The 19,233-nt window shown below is 70.6% G+C and carries 18 protein-coding genes and 2 pseudogenes; 10 read left to right on the top strand and 10 right to left on the bottom strand.

Annotated elements, in window-relative coordinates:
• Positions 1 to 553: 553 nt before the first annotated feature.
• From EES41_RS35935 to EES41_RS35915, 5 genes are all read right to left on the bottom strand, one after another.
• Positions 554 to 2,143 (bottom strand): PQQ-binding-like beta-propeller repeat protein, encoded by a 1,590-nt coding sequence (locus EES41_RS35935; RefSeq protein ID WP_123082036.1) that lies wholly within the window; start codon positions 2,141 to 2,143, stop codon positions 554 to 556.
• A 327-nt stretch (positions 2,144 to 2,470) separates the two neighbouring features.
• Positions 2,471 to 3,019, bottom strand: coding sequence for a transposase (locus EES41_RS35930; RefSeq protein WP_254211832.1), 549 nt, complete (start codon positions 3,017 to 3,019; stop codon positions 2,471 to 2,473).
• Positions 3,016 to 3,555: a winged helix-turn-helix domain-containing protein gene (locus EES41_RS35925; RefSeq protein WP_123082034.1), complete on the bottom strand. Its 540-nt coding sequence runs from the start codon at positions 3,553 to 3,555 to the stop codon at positions 3,016 to 3,018. The genes EES41_RS35930 and EES41_RS35925 overlap by 4 nt, the downstream gene beginning before the upstream one ends.
• Before the next feature lie 173 nt (positions 3,556 to 3,728).
• A complete protein-coding gene (locus EES41_RS35920; protein ID WP_123082033.1) occupies positions 3,729 to 4,598 on the bottom strand; it encodes an NmrA/HSCARG family protein in 870 nt (289 codons plus the stop codon).
• A 100-nt stretch (positions 4,599 to 4,698) separates the two neighbouring features.
• Complete coding sequence (locus EES41_RS35915; protein ID WP_367995801.1) at positions 4,699 to 4,920, bottom strand: hypothetical protein; 222 nt, start codon at positions 4,918 to 4,920, stop codon at positions 4,699 to 4,701.
• Between the two features lie 241 nt (positions 4,921 to 5,161).
• On the opposite strand from EES41_RS35915, the gene EES41_RS35910 reads away from it, so the two are divergent.
• The 7 genes and pseudogenes from EES41_RS35910 (at position 5,162) to EES41_RS35890 (ending at position 9,383) form a co-directional block, all read left to right on the top strand.
• Positions 5,162 to 6,181 (top strand): helix-turn-helix domain-containing protein, encoded by a 1,020-nt coding sequence (locus EES41_RS35910; RefSeq protein WP_123082032.1) that lies wholly within the window; start codon positions 5,162 to 5,164, stop codon positions 6,179 to 6,181.
• Positions 6,182 to 6,270: 89 nt separating this feature from the next.
• The gene (locus EES41_RS41785) at positions 6,271 to 6,630 is read left to right on the top strand and encodes a hypothetical protein (RefSeq protein ID WP_164496053.1); all 360 of its coding nucleotides are present in this window, start codon (positions 6,271 to 6,273) and stop codon (positions 6,628 to 6,630) included.
• 20 nt (positions 6,631 to 6,650) lie between these two features.
• Entirely contained in the window at positions 6,651 to 7,001 is a 351-nt protein-coding gene (locus tag EES41_RS35900) for a hypothetical protein (RefSeq protein ID WP_164496052.1), read from the top strand.
• A 393-nt stretch (positions 7,002 to 7,394) separates the two neighbouring features.
• On the top strand, positions 7,395 to 7,565 hold the full coding sequence (locus EES41_RS41780; protein WP_164495648.1) for a hypothetical protein: 171 nt from the start codon (positions 7,395 to 7,397) through the stop codon (positions 7,563 to 7,565).
• A 389-nt stretch (positions 7,566 to 7,954) separates the two neighbouring features.
• Positions 7,955 to 8,459 (top strand): annotated as a pseudogene (locus tag EES41_RS41775) (IS5 family transposase); the annotation flags it as partial.
• A gap of 3 nt (positions 8,460 to 8,462) precedes the next feature.
• The gene (locus tag EES41_RS41770) at positions 8,463 to 9,047 is read left to right on the top strand and encodes a hypothetical protein (protein WP_254211831.1); all 585 of its coding nucleotides are present in this window, start codon (positions 8,463 to 8,465) and stop codon (positions 9,045 to 9,047) included.
• Between the two features lie 33 nt (positions 9,048 to 9,080).
• Positions 9,081 to 9,383: a DUF6087 family protein gene (locus tag EES41_RS35890; RefSeq protein WP_123082029.1), complete on the top strand. Its 303-nt coding sequence runs from the start codon at positions 9,081 to 9,083 to the stop codon at positions 9,381 to 9,383.
• A 371-nt stretch (positions 9,384 to 9,754) separates the two neighbouring features.
• Here EES41_RS35890 and EES41_RS35885 read toward each other — a convergent pair whose 3' ends face one another.
• The 4 genes from EES41_RS35885 to EES41_RS35870 all read right to left on the bottom strand — a co-directional run bounded on the left by EES41_RS35885 (position 9,755) and on the right by EES41_RS35870 (position 12,898).
• Positions 9,755 to 10,519 carry an MBL fold metallo-hydrolase gene (locus EES41_RS35885; protein WP_123082028.1) on the bottom strand — a complete coding sequence of 255 codons (765 nt, stop codon included), beginning with the start codon at positions 10,517 to 10,519 and terminating at the stop codon, positions 9,755 to 9,757.
• A gap of 77 nt (positions 10,520 to 10,596) precedes the next feature.
• A complete protein-coding gene (locus EES41_RS35880) occupies positions 10,597 to 11,073 on the bottom strand; it encodes a Dps family protein (protein ID WP_123082027.1) in 477 nt (158 codons plus the stop codon).
• Positions 11,074 to 11,159: 86 nt separating this feature from the next.
• Positions 11,160 to 11,999: an alpha/beta fold hydrolase gene (locus EES41_RS35875; RefSeq protein ID WP_123082026.1), complete on the bottom strand. Its 840-nt coding sequence runs from the start codon at positions 11,997 to 11,999 to the stop codon at positions 11,160 to 11,162.
• A 41-nt stretch (positions 12,000 to 12,040) separates the two neighbouring features.
• A complete protein-coding gene (locus tag EES41_RS35870; protein WP_123082025.1) occupies positions 12,041 to 12,898 on the bottom strand; it encodes an alpha/beta hydrolase in 858 nt (285 codons plus the stop codon).
• Between the two features lie 87 nt (positions 12,899 to 12,985).
• Here EES41_RS35870 and EES41_RS35865 point away from each other — a divergent pair.
• Positions 12,986 to 13,963 (top strand): annotated as a pseudogene (locus EES41_RS35865) (IS110 family transposase); the annotation flags it as partial.
• Positions 13,964 to 14,074: 111 nt separating this feature from the next.
• Here the strand turns inward: EES41_RS35865 and EES41_RS35860 are convergent.
• Positions 14,075 to 14,896 carry an alpha/beta fold hydrolase gene (locus tag EES41_RS35860; RefSeq protein ID WP_123082024.1) on the bottom strand — a complete coding sequence of 274 codons (822 nt, stop codon included), beginning with the start codon at positions 14,894 to 14,896 and terminating at the stop codon, positions 14,075 to 14,077.
• A gap of 316 nt (positions 14,897 to 15,212) precedes the next feature.
• Here EES41_RS35860 and EES41_RS35855 point away from each other — a divergent pair, with 316 nt between their 5' ends.
• Both EES41_RS35855 and EES41_RS35850 read left to right on the top strand, forming a co-directional pair.
• On the top strand, positions 15,213 to 16,226 hold the full coding sequence (locus tag EES41_RS35855; protein WP_164496049.1) for a helix-turn-helix domain-containing protein: 1,014 nt from the start codon (positions 15,213 to 15,215) through the stop codon (positions 16,224 to 16,226).
• Between the two features lie 206 nt (positions 16,227 to 16,432).
• A complete protein-coding gene (locus tag EES41_RS35850; protein WP_216827291.1) occupies positions 16,433 to 19,189 on the top strand; it encodes an AAA family ATPase in 2,757 nt (918 codons plus the stop codon).
• The last annotated feature ends 44 nt before the right edge of the window (positions 19,190 to 19,233 follow it).

The raw sequence follows: 19,233 nt of genomic DNA, 5'->3' as shown, positions 1-19,233 counted from the left end.
GGTGGCGGCCTGGTGCAGGGCGCCGACGAGGGCTTCCACGTCAGCCTGCCGGGCCCTCACTGCGGACGGCGTCTCCGCGAAGACAGCCGAAGCCCTACGGACCGCGATGCGCCGCCTCTTCGAGGGCAAGCCCCAGCACACCGATGGGCGCCTCACCAAGGAGAACCTCTGGCGAGAAGCCCAGGTCAGTCGGGCCACCATGAACTGGGGCGTGGCCGTCCTCATCGAATGGGAGAGCCACCTCGCCGAACACGGCGCCGGCACACCCAGCGAGGCCCGGCGGGACGAGGAGACCACACGACTTCGTCGGATGCTCACCGAGAAGACCCGCGAGTGCACGCTTGTCAACAGGCGTCTGGACGCAGCGGCCCGCGGCCACGGCCATCGCTGCCCTCCACCACGACAACGCCCAACTCCGCCAGGAACTCGCATGCGCCTCTGGTGGCCGCGTCGCTCCACTCCGCCCCGAAGCGGGTGAACCACACCCCCACCACGAAGAGGAGGTCTTGCCTCATGAGACATGCGAAACACGAAGAACAAGGCTTCCTCTGGGTCACGGCCGAGGCCAGCACTCCAGGATCCGGCCGTCGACGGTCCCAATGAGCAAGTGCCCTTGGGGTGCCACAGCCAGGGACAGTGCGGTGGTCGGTGCTCCGTCGACCTCAAGCCCGGTGTGCCACCGTACCGAGCCGTCGGCAGCGTCCAGTGCTGTCAGGGCGCCGGAGTTGTAGGCCACGTAGACGGTGTCCCCGTCTACGTCGAGGGCAGTGGCAGGATGATCGGTGCGATGCTGCCACTGCACTGAGCCGCTTAGGGACCGCCGCACGACGTAGGCGCCACCGAGTTGGAGTCCGCGACCGTTGTGGACGGCACCGGCATAGACCAGGGACTGCCCGATTTCGACCGCGGGACCCCCGAAATGATGCTCCTCCGGTACCCAGGAGTGTGGGAAGAGCCGCCGCAAAGTCCTATCGGCGCCCACGGCGATGACCCACTTGTCCCTGTGCGGCTCGTCCGGGTCAGTACCTACAAGGACGTACGGGCGGCTCGCGCGACGGACGGCGAATGGGTGGTTGAACAGGTCGAAGTGACCGACCTCCGGACCGTCCACCGGACCGTCGAGGTCGAACATCATCAACCGTTCGGGATTCTTGCGGCGGCCGTCCAACGGCCTGAGGATCGTCCTCTGGCCGCCTGCGACGAGAACCGTGAACACGCCCGGGCTCAGGGTCTCCAGCACCTGCCCTGTGTCGACGGCGACCCGGGCGACTCGGGGTGCGGACGTCTCCCAGCGCCTTGCCTTGCGGCGACTGCGGCGTTCGGCGTTGGTCCAGACTGATGTGCCGTCGGAGGCCAGCACCAGCTGTCGGCCGCCTTCCTCGTCATCGACCGCCCACTGCAGGTCTCCTGATGGCAGCCACGACTCCGCCAGGACCCCGTCCAGAGCGGCCAGCACGCGGCCGTCCTCCATACCTTCGACAGCCCACACCCGTCGGCGTACGGACCACTGCCGACCGGCCGAGGCCGCGAGGTCCGCGAGGATTCGGCGGGCCTCAACGCTGTGATCCGGCTGGGCAACCGGTTCCGCAGGGGCGGCCAGCTCCTCGGCACCGATCTCCCCCCGCCCGACGGCACCCCAGTCTGAGCGAGCCACATCGACCGCATGACCCTGCTCGTGTGCCTGCGGGTTCTCCCAGTCGTCACACGGCGCCAAGACCAGACGAAGCGCCGTCTCGCTGCGCCATTCCACGCCGAGCACCTCCCGCGGGTACTGCAGGGCGGACACCACGTCGCCGGAGTTCAGGTGGATCAGCAGCAGCTCACCTTCGAACGAGTAGCCGCCGTCGTAGCGCCCCGTACCAACGGCCAACAGGGGGAGAACGGGGTGGAAGGCGAGAGCCCGAACGGGGTACCAAGACCGCGCCACGTGCCGACACCGCAGCCCGTCCTGCTCATAGACACCGATCCGGTGCCCCGTCCATCGGGAGTCCGCAGTGCCACTGCCACTCCACTGGACATGTCCGAGGTCCCCACCCACAGCGACCGTCCGCGACCGCTCGTCAACGACGGCCAGAGCGGGTTCTCCGATCTCGGCGAATGAGCCGTCGCCGAGCACGCGTCGGACTATCGGCACGAGGGTCATACAGGGTTCCTCCCAGGGCGGCACATGAACGACCGCCGTCCCGGGCGCGGCACGGCGGCAGCTCATGATCCCGTCGGGCGGCGGGGTGCACCAATGGATTTCATCCGGGCAAGGCGCTGACCGTACAGCCCGTGCCCATCTGGGTGAACGTGACGAGCTGACGGCATCGCAATCCCCCTGTCTCGCGAGACACACAAATCACGAAGAGCACCTCCACGCCCATATGGTGCCCCGCCCGGCCAGCGACGGTCTGGCCCTGCCCTGAGCCCCGCGGCACGCCGCCCGCGCCGCCACCGTGCAGAACGGAACCATGGAGCAGTGCACCCGCTACTGAGGTTGTAGGCGTGGTGTCGTCAGTGCGAGTCCTGTCCCGGCGAGGCATCCGTCGATGAGGTCGCTGCGGTACTGGATCTGGCGGAGACCGTTTCGCAGTCGGCGGATGAGGTGGTCTGGGTCTGTGAAGGCGGTGTTGGCCTGGGTGGTTCGGCGGAGAATCGACCAGATGCCTTCGACGGGGTTGAGGTCGGGTGCGTAGGACGGCAGGTGGCAGGCCGTAACCCAGTCGTGTGCGTCGATGAAGGCTCGCATGCGGCGGTCTTTGTGGACGTTCAAGTTGTCCCATATGAGGACGATGGGTCCGTCGAGCTGTTGGTGGGCGGCGATGAGGAGGTCGCGGTATTCGGTCCAGGCGAAGCTCTTGCGGCCGCCGCTCTTGTGATCGGTATGCCGTTTGGGCCGGTAGATCAGGCGGGAGCGTTCGCCAGCTTTGTAGCAGCACAGGGCGGCTATGGAGAAGCGGCGCTGGGAACGGCCCTTCACCCGGATGACCGGTGTGCTGCCGCGTTTGCTCCAGGTGCGTGAGGTCGGCGGCGTCATCGAGAATCCGGCCTCGTCCTCGAAGACGATCCAGGCCCCGAGCGCCGCCGCGGTGGTTCCAGGCGCGACCATACTTCCTTCACCCAGCCGGCCACGGCTGCCTCATCGCGCTCGACGGCACGACGGGCCGGAACCTGGTGGCTCCAACCGTGTCTCCGCAGCATCTGGGAGATGCCCGACAATGTCATGCTCTTGTGGAACCGTCGGCCGATCAGCGTCTTGATCCTGGCCAGCGTCCACCGCTGATCTGGCCAGCCGTGCGCGACCGGGCCCTTGGCCAACTCCTCCTCGAGCACGGCGAACAGCCCATCACTCAGCTTCGGACGTGAGGCTGGGCCGCGGGAGCGGACCGCGTCCTGGCCGGCTTCCCGCCAGGCTCTCCGCCACCGCTGGACCGACCGGACGCTGACCCGTAACTCCTTCGCGACCTCGGTACTGCCCCGCCCATCGGCGAACATCGCGACCGCTTCCATCCGGACCCGCTCGCGGAATGCTTGTCGCTCCGCGGTCAGACCCCCACCCTGCGGATACCTCATACAACCGGCATACCGCGACGATCACCAACCGTCAGCCCCTATGACAAGACGGCTTCAAGGTCAGTAACGGGCGCCAGCAGACGGATACCGCCGAAGCCCCCGCGCCGTGCTGGGCGCGTCGACCGCTACCCGGACCACCACGAACCGCGTTGCTCTGTACGTACACTCCGCGGTCACGCCTGCCAGGCGTGCCGGTTCAGGTAGTCCTCCAGCGTGAGCATCCCGGGGTGTTCCGCGCGCAGGAGATCCAGGTCGGCCGCGTAGCCGACGGTCTCGAACCAGCGGTTCATCACGTGCATCTCCTCGCCCTGCTGTGCGCGGAAGTCGTCCCAGGAGATCTGTCGCACGTCCACGGCTCGTCGCAGGACCCGGGCGAAGACGTCGGCCGCCTGCGCCATGGACAGCTCGTCGCCGGCCAGGTCCACCGATCGCCCCTTCCACCGGCCGGGCCGGCTCAGGGCCAGCAGGGTGAAGGCGCCGATGTCCTCGACGCTGACCTGCTGCACCGGCCGCTCGGGTGACAGCGGGGTCTCCAGGAAGCCGTCCGCGATCTCCTGCCGGCGGCCCTCCCAGTTCTCCATCAGGAACACCGGCCGCAGCACGGTGAAGGGAACCGGACTGTCCGCCAGGTACCGTTCGATTTCGTACTTGCTGTCGAAATGCGGAATGCCCGTGTTCCTGTCCGCGCTGCCTACCGAACTGAACACGAAGTGCCCGATACCGGCCTGCGCCGCCAGGTCCACCATGCGCTTGCCCTGCGCCACTTCGCCGTCGTAGCCGGCCTCGAAGAACTGGGTGACGCAGAACACCGCCTCCGCACCCGCCAGTGCCTGCCGCAGCGAGTCCGCGTCCTCCAGATTCCCGGCCACCACCTGCGCACCCAGCTCGGCCAAGGCGCGAGCGGCGGGCTTGTCCGGGTCACGGGTGAGCGCCCGCACCGGCCGGCCCGCCGCGAGGAGATGCCGCGCCACCGCTCCGCCCTGCTGGCCCGTGGCACCGACCACCAGCACCGCAGGGCGCGGATCGTCCGCGGCAGACGTCATCGGAACCACCTTTCGATACACCCGGAGCGACCGCTCGCCTCGTACCGGAACCCCAGCCAGCGGCGGCAACGGCCCATCGGTACCACCGTCTGCCGGTTGCCTAAACCAGGCCGCGCAGTGGCTCACCGCGCAGCCTGATGTCCAGCTGGCGTTGCGTGGCGCCGCTGTCCAGACGCACGTCCAAGCCCCCCCGGAGTTGGGTGTCCGCTCGGCGGCCGGCGGGGAGCAGGGACGGGGCGATGCCGTCGCGGCAAGCGATGAGTACGCCGAGGTCGTAGCGGCTGAGGGCATCGGCCCCCGCGAGTCGGACGACGCCTGCCACGTCTTGGCCGATGCCCTCGCGGGGGTGAGCGCGTATCGGGCCGAAGGCCCAAGCCAGGCGTGCCGGCCCGTTCCCTGGCCACGAGCCGGCGCCCTCATGAACCAGTGGCCCTGGATACCCGGCGGACGGCTCCCGGCCATCTCCGGCGCCGGCTCGGCCATATGACTGGCGTGCATTGCGCTGCAGAAAGCCACCTGGCCATGTTGAGCAGGCAGAAGCAGGCTATCCAAGTGGAGGGGCGATGGCGTTCACTGAGTTCGACACGACGGCGTTACCCAGGGAGCAGCGCTTCGAGTGGTGGTGCGAAGCCATCGGACAGGGCGTGGCTCCCATCCGGATCACCAGTGACAAGGCATCGGACTTCACGGCGAGCCTGAGTTCGCTAGGTCTCGGGCCTCTTCAACTGACGACGTTGGCCTTCCCCGAGTTGCGCTCGGAACGTACCGCAGAGCTCGTCCGTCGCGGGGACCCGGAGACTTACGAACTGACGCTGATCCTGGGCGGATCCATGGCAGTGTCCCAGGGCCGCAACGATGCCGCTCTCCGCGCTGGCGACTTCGCCCTCTGGACGTCCTCGCGGCCCTACCGCGGCAGGGCCGCGAGTACGCCCGGGACCGGGGCCGCCCGAGCTGTCATCCTGCACCTGCCCAGGACGCTCGTCCCAGTGCCCGAGGCCAGGCTTGATCCGCTGCTCGCCCACACCCTGCCCGCCCGATCAGGGATCGGGCGGATCCTCGCTGACCACCTGATTTCGGTAGCCCGGGAGGCGCCCGGACTGGACGACGCGGAGTGTGAGCGGCTCGGCATGGCGAGCCTGGACCTGGCCGCCGGGCTGCTCGCGGTCCGGGCTGACGCACAGGACCGCATCTCCCCCGAGACGCGACACCAGGTGCTGCTAGCCCGCATCGACGTGTTCATTCAGGACTACCTGGCCGATCCCCAGCTCGGCCCCGAGGCCATCGCGGCCCACCATCACATCTCCGTGAGGCTCCTGCACCAGCTCTTTCGCTCCAGGGGCGAGACGGTGTCGACCGCGATCCGTCGGCGTCGTCTGGAGCACTGCAGCAGGGACCTGACCGACCCGCGACTACTGGCGGTTCCCGTGCACGCGATCGGCGCGCGATGGGGCCTGACTAATCCCGAGTCGTTCAGCCGCTCGTTCCGCACCGCTTACGGCGTACCACCTGGCGAGCACCGTCGTACAGCACTCGCCGTGCGCTCAGAGACAACCCTTCATGCGTCGCAGGCCAATGACGGATAGACAGGCCCGCGACCAGACTCGTCAAGAGCGCGAGGGGCCGGACCAGCTCGTCGCCGGTCCATCGCAACACGCTTACGAAGAGGGGAATCATGAACAAGAGCATCAAGTTCCGAACGTTCGTCACAGCGATGCTGATCACCGTCCCTGCTCTCGGCCTCGTATCGGCCCCTTCCGCCCAGGCATCCACGCCAGCGGCTTCGACTTGTCGGGTCATCGCCCCGAAGCCGACCGCCGAGGGGCATGGCGACGGCCGAGTGTGCGACGGGAACATCACCGGCACCATCCACGACGACAAGGCCGATGGCCGCTGCCCCTACATACGCATCTTCTTCACGGTCGGTGACCCGTGGGAGTCTCCCTGGGCAGGAGGCAAGGGCAAGGCCGTCAACTTCGGCGGCTACCACGACGGCGAGTACACGGGCGCGGAGATCAGGTACATCTCATGCTGAAAAGGATGAGGCCGGGGCAAATGGCCGCAGCGGCCAGCCTGCTGGGGGCCTTCTGCTGCCTCGTCCTGACAACGGCCCCCATAGCTCAGGCAGCGTCCGCCGACGCGGTGCTCACCTGCAAGGTCGTCGACACAGGCGGTCCCGGCTCTCGCCCGGAGGGGTACGGCGATGCCCGGGTGTGCGACGGGAACATCACCGGCACCGTCCACGACACCAAGGCTGATGGCCGCTGCCCCTACATGCGCATCTTCTTCAGCGACGGCGGCTGGTGGGAGTCGCCGTGGGCCGGGGGTAACGGTAAGGCCGTGAACTTCAGCGGCTACCACTCCGGAACTGCGACCTCGGCGGTGCTCGACTACATCTCCTGCTGACCACGCGGCCTGCGGCGCCGTTCCGGGGGCGGGGCCGCTGCCCCGCTCCGCTACCGCCCACGGGCGGCGCCGCGCCGCCGGGACCCGCGCCCGTGACGGCACACCTCCGCCACTGCGGCCGGGGTCCCGGCCCCTAGACCCCGGCGGACTGACACGATGCGGCCCCTTGCTACCCGGAATGCCGGCGGCAAGGGGCAGCTCTTTTGCGTTCTGACGAATTTCAGCAGGTCTGCCGGGGCTACGGGGCCATCAACAGTTCAGCGACCTGGTCCCGGTACGCAGGGCTGGTGGCGGCCACGAGGTCGTGGTCGAGCACCTGCACGTCCATCTGCCGCGCGTCCTCAGGGCGCCCGCCGGCCCCCGCACTGCCAACGGCGAGCAAGAGACGGACCGATGATCCGACGCTTCCGCCGCTGCTGCCACGCCCCCGGCGCCCTCGCCTCCCGCGACGCCGACGTTCTTGACGTCGAGACCGCCTTGGCCACCGCCGACACCGCAGCCCGCCTGCGCGATCGCATCGCTGCCGGAGAGAAGGTCTCCGGCCCCGCCGCCCGACAGGTTTGATGACGGCGGCCCACGGCTGGTGTCCGAGGGTCACGAAGGCAGCAAGCTGGTCACCCTCGTGACCAGCCACATCACCGGAAGACGTTCGTAGCGGCCCGCAGTCTGGGCCCGCTGCACGGCCCACGCCCGTCCGTGCATGCCGCGGCGAGCCCGGGTCCCGTAGCGACTGGAGACGCGGGCGAACTGAAGGACCAGGTTAACCACCTCGCTCTCGCGGGCGCGGTCCTGGCCGACCGGTCGCGCCAGGCCGAGGAGGCGGCCCGGCTGCCCGACAACGTCCTACGCTTCCCCAGGGCCTGAACTGCCTCTGGTCCTTCGTCCAGAGACGGTTCGCCAGCAGATCGGTTCCTTGAACGTCATCTCATCTGGCCCTCGTGGGTAGGCTGTCGATCATGGTGGGGCTCGTTGAACGGCTGGTGCCGGACGAGCTGTGGGAGCTGTTCCAACGGGTGGTGCCGAAGGCGCCGTCGCGGCGCCAAGGCGGTGGACGGCGCCGGCACGGTGACCGTGAGGCACTGGCCGCGATCGTGTTCGTCACGACGTCGGGTCGTACCTGGCAGCAGTTACCCACGGCATCGTTCGGCCCCTCGGGGGCGACAGCCCACCGACGGTACTCCGAGTGGAGCAAGGCCCGGGTGTGGGCCAAGCTCCACCGCTTGGTCCTCGACGAACTCGGCGCTCGCGGCGAGCTCGACTGGTCCCGCTGCGCGATCGCCTCGGTGAACATGAGGGCCTTGAGAAGGGGGATCTGACGGGTCCGAATCCTGTCGATCGGGGCAAGTTCGGCTCGAAGGTCCACTTGATCACCGAGTGCACCGGTCTACCCCTGTCCGTCGCAATCTCGGGCGCGAACTTGCACGACGAAGCCAGGCCCTCGAGCCCCTCGTCCGCGGCCGGATCGTCGGCGACGGCCTGGCCGGACACGCGGCCGGCGCTCCGTACGACCGCACCGTCGCCACCTGCGGAATCGTCGACCTGCCGCCGTCATGGATCGAGCAGACCCGTCCCGGCGGCGTCATCCTCGCCACCCTCGGCGGCTGGATGTACTCCTCCGAGCTCGCCCGCCTCACCGTCCACGAGGACGGCACGGCGTCCGGGCGCTTCCTCGGCGGACCGATCTCCTTCATGCTCGCCCGCCCCCAGCAGCCACCGCGGCTGGGCGTCCTCCCCGACCTCGACCAGGGCGACGAGCACCCGGCCCTCCTCGGCGCCGACGCCCTGAACGACTGGAACACCCGCTTCGTCGCCCAGCTCGCCGCACCCCGAACCCAGCGGATCACCCTCGACCGCGACGGCCGCACCGAACACGTCCTGATCGACGTGAACGCCGGCTCGTGGGCCGCCCTCACCGAGACCGACGGAGCCTGGACCGTCCGGCAGGGCGGCCCCGACCGCATCTGGGACGCCATCGAGGACCACGTCAACCGCTGGCGCGAGCACGGCGCCCCGGAACTCGACCGGTTCACCGTCTCCGGCCGGTAGGGTGCTGCCCTTGCCGGACGGAGGAGACCAACCATGGACGAACCCCTGGACCGATGGGCGGCCCGCCGCGCGAAGCGACTCCGCCCCGTCGGCGAACGCAAGGCCGTCACCCTCGTACCCGGGGCACACGGAGCCCACGTCCACCCCGACGCCCCCCGCCTCATCCTGGAATGGGACGGCTACCAATGGACAACACTGGCCACGGTCGCCGACCTCGCGGCAGCCCGCCGCTTCCTCAACCCACAAGCGGCCGACGACGCACTGCCGACACCTCCCGCCCGGTCCCGCATGGCCGCGGGAACAGGAAGGCACCGCAAACCCCGCGCCGACGAATAAGGGACACGGACCTTCTCCCCTCCCCCACCACCAATGACGCGGAAACGCCCGCGGCGGGCCCCAACCGCGTTCACGGCGTGGCGACCCACTCCCGTGCCCGGGGCAGCCACTGAACCCCTCGACCAAGATCACGGGCCCACCGCTGGGGCGGACACGGGTACACGCTGCATCAACGACCTCGTGGCGGCGATTCCTCCCCGCCCGGCGCGGGGAGGAGAGCAGCTTGGGCCTGGGGTCGATGTCGAAGTCGGGTTGATCCCCGCAGACGCGGGGAGCAGTTCGCGGCTTCGAGCTGTACGGCCGCACCGCCGGGTTCATCCCCACGGGCGCGGAGCGGATGCCGAGGACGCGCAGGTGCCCGAGTGATCGAGTCAACCCCGCATGCGCGGGGAGCAGGGAAGGTCAGTGGCGATGCCCGGGGTAAGCCAGTGGAGGTGGTCGGTGAGACCGGCGTCCTCGAAGGCCGCGGCGACGGCGTCGCGGCCCTGGGAGAAGTGCGCCCAGGAGCTGTAGTGGATGGGGACAACGGTCCGGGCCCGCAGCGAGCGGGTGAGCTTGAGGCCCTGCTCGCCGTTGAGGGTGATGGGGAGTTCGCCGAGTTCGTCGACCTGGGCGGCGCCGAAGTGCAGGATGGCGGCGCCGATGGTGAAGCGACGCGCGATTTCGTCGAGTTCCGCGAAGTAGACGGTGTCGCCCGAGATGTAGAGCGCTTCGCTCGCGCCGGGCTGCTCCACGACGAAGCCGATGACGTCGCCGGCGTGGCGTGCGGGGGTGGCGGTGACCCGTAGGGTCTCGCCGTCGCGGCTGATCTCGTGGCTCGTCCAGGGAGCCAGTGGGACGGCGCCCGCGCCCAGGCGCTGTGCGCCGCTCTCGGTGGTGAGGACCAGGTGGTCGGCGAGCAGGGCGCGGCCCGAGGTGTCGAGGTTGTCGGGGTGTTCGTCGTGGCTGAGGAGGATCGCGTCGATGGCGGGCAGCTGGTCGGGGGTGAGGGCGGGTCCGGCGGTGCTGTGCAGGGTGATGGGGCCGAACTGGTACTGGGCGGGTGCCGGATCGAAGACGGGGTCGGTGAGCAGGCGCAGGCCGCCGATCTCTATCAGGACGGTGGCGGTGCCGATGTGGGTGAGGGTGGTCTTCATGGTGGGCTCCTCGGAGGTTGGCTGAGCGGTTGGTGCTGGACTGCTTCGGACGGTCCGGAGGAAAAGGGGACCGGGGGTCAGTGCTGGTGTGCGGCCTGGAGCATCCAGTGCTGTTTCTCCAGTTCGCCGGCGAGGGCGATGAGGAGGTCCTGGGAGACGGGGTCGGTGCCGGCGGTGTCCTCGATGCGGCGGCGGGTGCGGCGGATGAGGTCGCTCAGGGTGGTGGTGATCAGGTCGAGGGCGTCGGTGTCCTTGACCCAGCCGGCGGGGAAGGGGGTCAGGGCGCTGGTGGCGGTGATGGTGGCGCTGCGTCCGTCGGGTGGGGTGCCGATGGTTGCGGCGCGCTCGGCGAGGGTGTCGGCGAAGTCGCGGGCGGTGGTGACCAGTTCGTCCAGGTGCTGGTGCAGGGAGCGGAAGCGAGGTCCGAGCAGGGCCCAGTGGGCCTGCTTGGCGGTCAGGGAGAGGTCGAGGAGGTCGACCAGGGCTCCCTGCAGGGCGCGGGCGGTGGTGTCCTGGTCGGCCTGTGCCAGGGGGCCGGTGATGGTGGCGGGCATGGCGGGTGTGCTCCTGTCGGTGGTCCGGCCCCGGGGCCCGGCGGGTCCGCTGGACCGTGCCGGGCACCGGGGCCGTGCGGGGGCTGTCAGCTGGTGGCGGCGTTGAGGATGAGGTCGCTGACGGCGCGGGGGTGGCTAGCCATGGCGGCGTGGGAGCTGTTGATCTCGACGGTGCGGGCGCCGGCCCGCTTGGCCATGGCCCGTTCGGCCGCGGGCGGGATGGTGTGGTCGTCGCGGGCGACGAGGTACCAGGAGGGGATGGTCTTCCAGCCGGGTGCGCCGGCGGGCTGGGCGAGGGTGGCGAAGGCGGCGGGCCGCTGGGCGGCGGCCATCTGCGCTGCCTGGGCGGCAGGCAGGTCCTGGGCGAAGAGCTGGCGGAAGTAGGCGGGGTCGATGGAAGCGTCGGCGTCGCCGGTGGCCGCGCCGGGGAACGGCCGGGCCACGATGTGCTGGAGCAGTTCGGTGCTGCCGCCACCGAGGGCGGTGGCCTGGCCGACGCTCTCGCCCTGCTCGGGTGCGTAGGCGGCGATGTACACGAGGGCCTTGACCGCGGGGTTGCCGGTGGCGGCGCCGGTGATGACCGCACCGCCGTAGGAGTGGCCGACCAGGACGACCGGGCCGCTGAGGGTGGCCAGGAACGACTTCAGGTACTCGGTGTCGCCGGTCAGCGAGCGCAGCGGGTTGGCCGGCGCGTAGACGGTGTAGCCGCGCCTCTGCAGGGTGTGGATGACGTCGTTCCAGCCGGAGGCGTCGGCGAACGCGCCGTGCTCCAGGACGATGGTGGGCTTGGGGCGCTTGGCCTCGGGGCTCGCGGCGCTGGAGGCAGCGGCGGGAGTGAGGGTCAGTCCCATGGTGAGCAGTGCTGCCAGGGCGGCGGGGCCGACGGCGCGCGGGAGCCGTCGGGTGGTGCGGGGCAGGGCGGGCATCGGATTCTCCAGGTGAGGCGGGGTATGGATGGGACGGAGCGCTACTTGGTGAACCGCCGGACGAAAGCGAGGGTGGTCTCGGCGACCTCGCTCCAGCCGTGGTCGATGGTCAGCGAGTGCCCGCGGCCGGGGATCTCGGTGAACTCGGTGAGGCCGGGGTTCTTGAGCTGGCGCTTGTACGCGGCAGCGGAGATGGCGTGCGGGACGGTGTGGTCCTGCTCGCCCGAGACGATCAGGAGAGGGCCCCGGTCGGGGTTGTCGATGTCGACCTTGGCTTCGGTCCAGGGGTTGAAGTTCGCGGTGGCGGCCTGGAACAGCGGGGCGCCCGGGGCGGGGACGGCGTAGGTGTCGTGGAGGCGGCGGGCCTCGTCCTCGTCGACGGCGTTGGCGAAGGCGTAGCGGAACTGCTCGTAGGTCAGGGGGACGGCGCGGTGGCGGTTGGCGGGGTTGCCGAGCACCGGGAGGGAGGAGCGAAGCGCGGAGACCGGCAGGGGCAGGACGCCGCGGAACGGGGCGGCGTCGATGGCGACGGTGGCTGCTGCCAGGCCGCGGCCGGCGACGATCTGGGCGAGCAGGCCGCCGAAGGAGTGGCCGATGACGGCGGGCCGGCGTTCGAGTCGGGCGATGACGGCCGCGTAGTGGTCGGCGACCTGGCGGACGGTCTTGTTGGCGAAGACCTCCGGGTGGGCGGCGGCTTCCTCGACGGTGTCGGGGTCGTCGGGCCAGCCCGGGGAGAGCGGGGCGTAGCCGGCGGCCTCGAACAGGGTCGCCCAGCGGTCCCAGCTGCTGGGCAGCAGCCACAGGCCGTGGATGAAGATCACGGGGGTGCGGCCGGAGGCGTTGGCGGTCTCGATCTGGGCCAGGGTCGTGGCCGGGATCTGCGGTTCGTCGTGGGACATGGGGTTCTCCGTAAGTTGTTGGTCGGCCTGGGAGGGCCGGGTGTGGCTGATGGGGTCTTGCCTTCAGTGGCTAGCGCTGCTGCTGGCCTGCTCTCTGCCCACGGCCAGCAAGCCGTCTACGTCCGGCGGCCGCACCGCCAACCGCATGTCGGGCGCCTGTCGGGGCGAGGCGAAGACCGATGCCCGTGACGCCGTCATCGCTGAAACCTCCCGCCAGCGAAGGGACTTCTCCACCATCGATGTGCCGGCTCAGCCGGCCGCCGACCTGGCGCTGCTGACCGCCCACCGGTCGGATCTGGTGGCCGACCGGGTGCGGATGATCAACCGCCTCCGCGACGTACTGACCGGCGTCTTCCCCGCTCTGGAACGGGCCTTCGACCACAGCTCGCAGAAGGGCGCGCTGATCCTGCTCACCGGATACCAGAGCCAGGCTGCCATCCGGCGCCGCGGTCGGGCCCGGCTCACGGCGTGGCTGGCCAACCGCGGCGTCCGGGGCGCCGACACGGTCGCGGCCACCTCCCTGCAGGCCGCTCAGGCCCAGCAGACTTCCCTGCCTGGTGAGGAGGTTGCCGCGCAGCTCGTGGCTGATCTGGCGGCGCAGATCCTGGCGCCGGACGACCGGCTGAAGCGTCTCGACAAGCAGATCCGCGAGACACTCCGCAGTCACCCGCAGGCCGAGATCATCGGGTCCTTGCCCGGCCTGGGCCCGATACCCGGCGCCGAGTTCGTCGTCGCGGCGGGCGACCTCACGGCCTGTGCGGACGCCGGTCACCTGGCCTCGGCGGCCGGCCTGGTGCCCATCCCCCGCGACTGCGGCCGACGCACCGGCGACCTGCACCGCCCCAAGCGCTACAGCCGCCGTCCGCGCCGGATGTTCTACATGTCCGCCCAGACCAGCATCATCCGCGACGGGCCGAACCGGGATTTCCACCTAAAGAAGCGCGGCGAGGGCTGCCAGCACGTCCAGGCCGTCATCGCCCTGGCCCGCCGGCGAGCGCGTTGTGGGCCTTGCTGCGTGACGGACGAGTCTTCACCCCCGCCCAACCGGTCACGCAGGCGGCATGACTTCACCATTGAGACTCCTGGTACTGGGCGGGGCGCCGGTGCTGTCCGTGGTCGGGGACGGTCGCGCGGCGCCCCGGGGCTCGGGGGTGCGGGGGTACGGGCGGGGGCAGTTCAGCTGGCGAGGAAGGCGAGGAGGTCGGCGTTGAACGCCTTCTCGAAGTCGCCGACGAGGCCGTGCGGGGCGCCGGGGTAGACCTTGAGCTGGGCGTTCTTGACGAGCTTGGCGGCCTGCAGGGCGGCGGCCCCGATGGGCACGATCTGGTCGTCGTCGCCGTGGGCGATCAGGACGGGGATGTCGATGCTCTTGAGGTCCTCGGTGAAGTCGGTCTCGGAGAACGCCTTGATGCAGTCGAGGGCGCCCTTGACGCCGACCTGCATACTCATCAGCCAGAACGCGTCGCGCAGGCCCTGGGAGACCGTGGCGCCGTCACGGTTGGCGCCGTAGAACGGGGTGCTGAGGTCCTGGTAGAACTGCGAGCGGTCGGCGGTGACGCCGGCCCGGATGCCGTCGAAGACGTCGATCGGGGAGCCCTCGGGGTTGGCGGCGGTCTTCAGCATCAGCGGCGGGACGGCGCCCAGCAGTACGGCCTTGGAAACCCGGGCGGTGCCGTGGCGGCCCAGGTAGTGGGTGACCTCGCCGCCGCCGGTGGAGTGGCCGACCAGGACGGCGTCGGTCAGGTCGAGCTGTTCAATCAGTTCGGCGAGGTCGTCGGCGTACTGGTCCATGTGGTTGCCGTCCCAGGTCTGGGAGGAGCGTCCGTGTCCGCGGCGGTCGTGGGCGATCGCCCGGAAGCCGTGGGAGGCAACCAGGTGTGCCTGGTTGTCCCAGGCGTCGGCGTTCAGCGGCCAGCCGTGGCTGAAGACGACCGGACGACCAGCACCCCAGTCCTTGAAGAAGATCTGGGCGCCGTCGCGGGTGGTGATCGTGGGCATGGTGGTCCTCCGGAAGGTAGAAGCGAGCCGGGCCGTGCGGGCCCGTCGCGATGTGGTCGGTCTCGGCGGGCCGGCCGGTGCTGTCACCGGCAGGCCCGCCGTTCCTGTCGTCACCAACATCCCCTGCCGGAGCGGTCCGAGGATTGAGTCGTCCGACTCCCGGCCCGGATTGAGTCACCACACGATCCGGGCGCCCGGCGTTGAGTCACGCATGCCCGGGGAAGCGCTGCGGCCGGTCGCTACGATGGGCCGCCTGGCTGGAGAGAGACCTAATACGTGCAGGTCCGGACGGCAGCCGGGGAAGGACGGACGACGCATGGTGCTGGTCCTCGACACCGGCGAAATACCCGCGCGCGACCGGGCCGAGGCCGTCCGCGCCGCGATGCTGACCGCCACCCCGGCCTGCCGGCTCGTGCACCAGGACCCCGACAGCCCCCCGCGCGCACGCATCGACCTGTGGCACTTCGGCGCCGCCTTCCTGTGGCGGCACGAGGGCACCGGGATGCGGATGACCCGCACCCCGGCCCACATCCGCCGCGACGCACCCGAGATCCTCGCCATCGCCCTGCAGGAGTACGGCCACGCCAGACGCACCCAGGCCGACCACACCCTGACACTCGGCCGCGGTGACCTCCTGCTGTCCGACCTCACCGCCCCCTACGACTACGCGTGGACCGGCCTGGGATGCGCTGCGGCCTTCTCCATCCCCTACGACCGGCTCGGCCTGCCGGTCGACCTGGTACGCCGAGCCGCACCGAGAGTTCAGGCCAGCAGACTCCTCCCACTGGTCCGCGACCACCTCGCCGGCCTCACCAGCCAAGCCGACGCGGTCAGCCAGGACACCCAGGCGCCCGCACTGGGCGAGGCCAGCATCACCCTGGTCCGCGCCCTGGTCGCCTCCGCCGCCCGCGAGGACAGGCACGCGGCCGCCGCTCTGGCCGACACCCTGCCCGCCCAGATCAACGCCTACATCGACCATCACCTGCGCGACCCCGAACTGCGGCCCGCGCGGATCGCCGCCGCCCACCACATCTCGCTGCGCCAGCTCTACCGGCTCGTCCAGCCCCCGCAGAGCACCCTCGAACAGTGGATCCTCGCCAGGCGCCTGGCCGGCGCCCGCAGCGACCTCGCCGCGCAACAGGAGCGCCAGCGTTCCATCACGGACATCGCCCGCTCCTGGGGCTTTCGCGACCCCTCACACTTCACCCGCCGCTTCCGCGCCACCTACGGCCTCACTCCTCGCGAATGGCGCCATCTCGTCGCCGAGGAGCAACCGCAAGCCGCAGCAGGCGCCCACGCGGACGACCAGAGCCCGAGCAGCCCGCGCTGACTTGCACCACCGTGCCACCACGGCCGGAAAGCAGGACCAACGTGACGGCCATTGCCGCAAATCCGGCCGAGCTGTACGGGCCTCCGCAGCCCCGGCCTACGCTCCACCTGGTCCGGCGACGCGCGAGGCGACGAACGTCCGACGGCCCCCCTTGTCGACCACGTTTACGCCCCGGCGGTGAGCACCACGTGAGCAGTCCCCTTTCCATGTCCCTGTCCGCTGACGACCCGGCGGACCTCTTCGGCCGTGAGGACGAACTCGCCCTGGTCGAGCGGCTGCTCGACCAGGCACAAACCGGCCAGGGAGACGCCCTGGTACTCGGCGGCGGCGCCGGCGTCGGAAAATCGGCCCTGCTCGCCCGGGCCTGCCGCAGCGCCGAACGGCGGTCCATGACCGTCCTGGGCGCCGTCGGCGTCGAGCCCGAGAGCCGCATGCCCTTCGCCGCACTGCACCAGCTCCTGCTCCCGCTCAGACCACAGGCCCACCGGCTGGAGCCGGGCCAGCGCAGGGCCCTGCGAACGGCGTTCGGCTCCCAGGGCTCCGTCCCCGACCTGTTCAGCGTCGCGCTGGCGACCCTGGAACTCCTGACCGAATCCGCCGCACAGAACCCCCTGCTCGCCGTCATCGACGACACTCAGTGGCTCGATCCCCCCAGTGCCGAAGTCCTGGCCTTCGTGGCACGCCGGGTGTCCGCCGAGCCCGTCCTGATCCTCACCGCCGCGCGCACCGGCCATCGTGATCCGCTGAGCGGCACCGGCCTGCGCGAGATGCCCGTGCAGCCCCTGGGACCCGCGGCAGCGATCGCGCTCCTGGAGCGCGCCGCCCCCCACCTGGGCCCCGGCCACCGATCCCTGATCCTCAGTCAGTCGGCCGGCAACCCGCTGGCCCTGGTCGAACTTCCCAGGACCCTCTCCCCCACCGGCCCCGCCGCCGGAGCAGCCGGGCAGCCGGCCGACCTCGTCCCGGTCAACGAACGCCTGGAGCGCGCCTTCGGCCTCCGCTACACCGACCTCCCCCCGGACACCCAAGCCCTGCTCCTGGCCGCGGCGGCCGACGCCGCCTGCGGACTCACCCAGCTCCTGCGCGCCGCAGGCATCACCGCCGGGATCCGTGTGGGCGCGCACGCGCTCCAGCCCGCCGTCGACAGCGGCCTGATCCACCCCGACACCGTACGGCTGCGGTTCCACCACCCGCTCATCCGTTCCGCGATCTACGCCCGCGCCACGGTCGCCGAGCGGCTCTCAGTCCACGCGGCCTTCGCCGACGTCCTGGAAGCCGACCCGGACCGGCGAGTCTGGCACCGTGCCGCGGCCACTCTCGGCACGGACGAGAACGTCGTTGGTGAACTGGAGGCGTTCGCCGCCCGGGCCCGACCCCGTGGCGCCGTCACCATCGCCGTCACGGCCCTCGAACGCGGTTCTGACCTGACCGCCGCCCCCGAACGCCGCACCGCGCTCCTGCTGCGAGCTGCCGAACTGGCCAGCGAACTCGGACAGCGCACCGCCGCCGCCGAACTCGCCGACCGCTCCGACCCCGCCCTGATGGGCCCCGAGGACCGCGGTCGCCTCGCCGTGGTCCAGGAGATCATCGCCCCGGGCGAGATGCGCGACCAGGCGCGGGTGCGCGCCTTGCTGCGAGCCGCTGCGGACACCGCCGAACCCCACCCCGACCTGGCCGCCCAACTACTGTGGCGCGCGGCCTCCCGCTGCTGGTGGGGCAACCTGCCCACCCCCCTGCGCGAGAGCGTCGCCCGCGCCGTCGACCCGCTCGACCGGCCCGGCGACGACCCGCTCGCGCTGGCGATCCTCGCCTACGCCCTGCCGGAATCGCACGGCACCCAGGTGATCGCCCGCATGGCTGCCCTGACTCCCGACCGTTCCGACCCCGACGTGATGCGCTACCTCGGCAGCGCCGCCCTGATCCTCGGAGACTTCCACACCGCGTCCTCATACATGGCCACCGCCGCCGACACCTGCCGCTCCCAAGGCCGCCTCGCACTCCTCGCCCGAACCCTCGGCGCCGGAAGCTGGGGCAGGATCTGGACCGGCGAATGGGACCGCGCCCAGACCGAGAGCCAGGAAGCCGCCGCACTCGCGGAAGAGACCGGCGAAAGCTTCTGGGCCGTCTCCGCCACCACCAACCTCGCCATGCTCGCCGCCCTCCGAGGAGAACACGAAGTCGCCCAGGCCCTCGCCCGCAAGGCCGAAGAAGTTCTGAACGTGAGCGGAGTGCGCTTCCTCCTCAACAGCATCCAGCAGGTACGCGCCGTCGCCGCGATCGGAGCCGGCCGCTACGAGGAGGCATTCGACCTCCTGCGCCGCCTCTTCGAACCCACCGAACCCACCTTCCACGAGATGCGCTGGTGGGTGGCCCCCGACCTCGCCGACGCCGCCGCCCACACAGGCCGCCAGGAAGAGGCCCGCACCATCCTGGCCGGCTTCGACGCCCTCGCCGACCGCCTCCCCTCACCCATGATCCAGATGTGTCTGCGCTACACCCGAGCCGTCCTCGCCGACGACGACAACGCCGAACCCCACTACGAGGAAGCCTTGTCCGGCAGCCCCAGCCACTGGCCGCCCCACCGCGCACGGCTCCTCCTCGCCCACAGCCACTGGCTGCGCCGCAAGCGCCGCACCGTCGAAGCCCGTGGACCGCTGCGCGAAGCCCGGGACATCTTCGACACCCTCGGCGCCCCCCACTGGAGCGACCACACCCGCCAACTGCTCAGATCCGCGGGCGAGAGCAGCATCCAGCGAACACCGGCCGCACGCGACCGGCTCAGCCCCCAGGAGCTCCAGATCGCCACACTCGCTGCCACCGGCCTGACCAACCGCCAGATCAGCCAACGCCTCTACCTCTCCCACCGCACCATCGGCTCCCACCTCTACCGCATCTTCCCCAAGCTCGGCATCACCACCCGAACCCAACTGGCCCACGCACTCGCCACGGACACGCCCACCTGAGCAGGCTTCCCCGGCCCTGGCAAAGCGCCGTGCTCACACCGGGA

It is taken from the genome of Streptomyces sp. ADI95-16 (assembly GCF_003721495.1).
GTDB classification, from domain to species: Bacteria; Actinomycetota; Actinomycetes; order Streptomycetales; family Streptomycetaceae; genus Streptomyces; species Streptomyces goshikiensis.
Note: the sequence above shows the minus strand (reverse complement) of the source record. Positions and strands in the feature narration are given on the sequence as shown.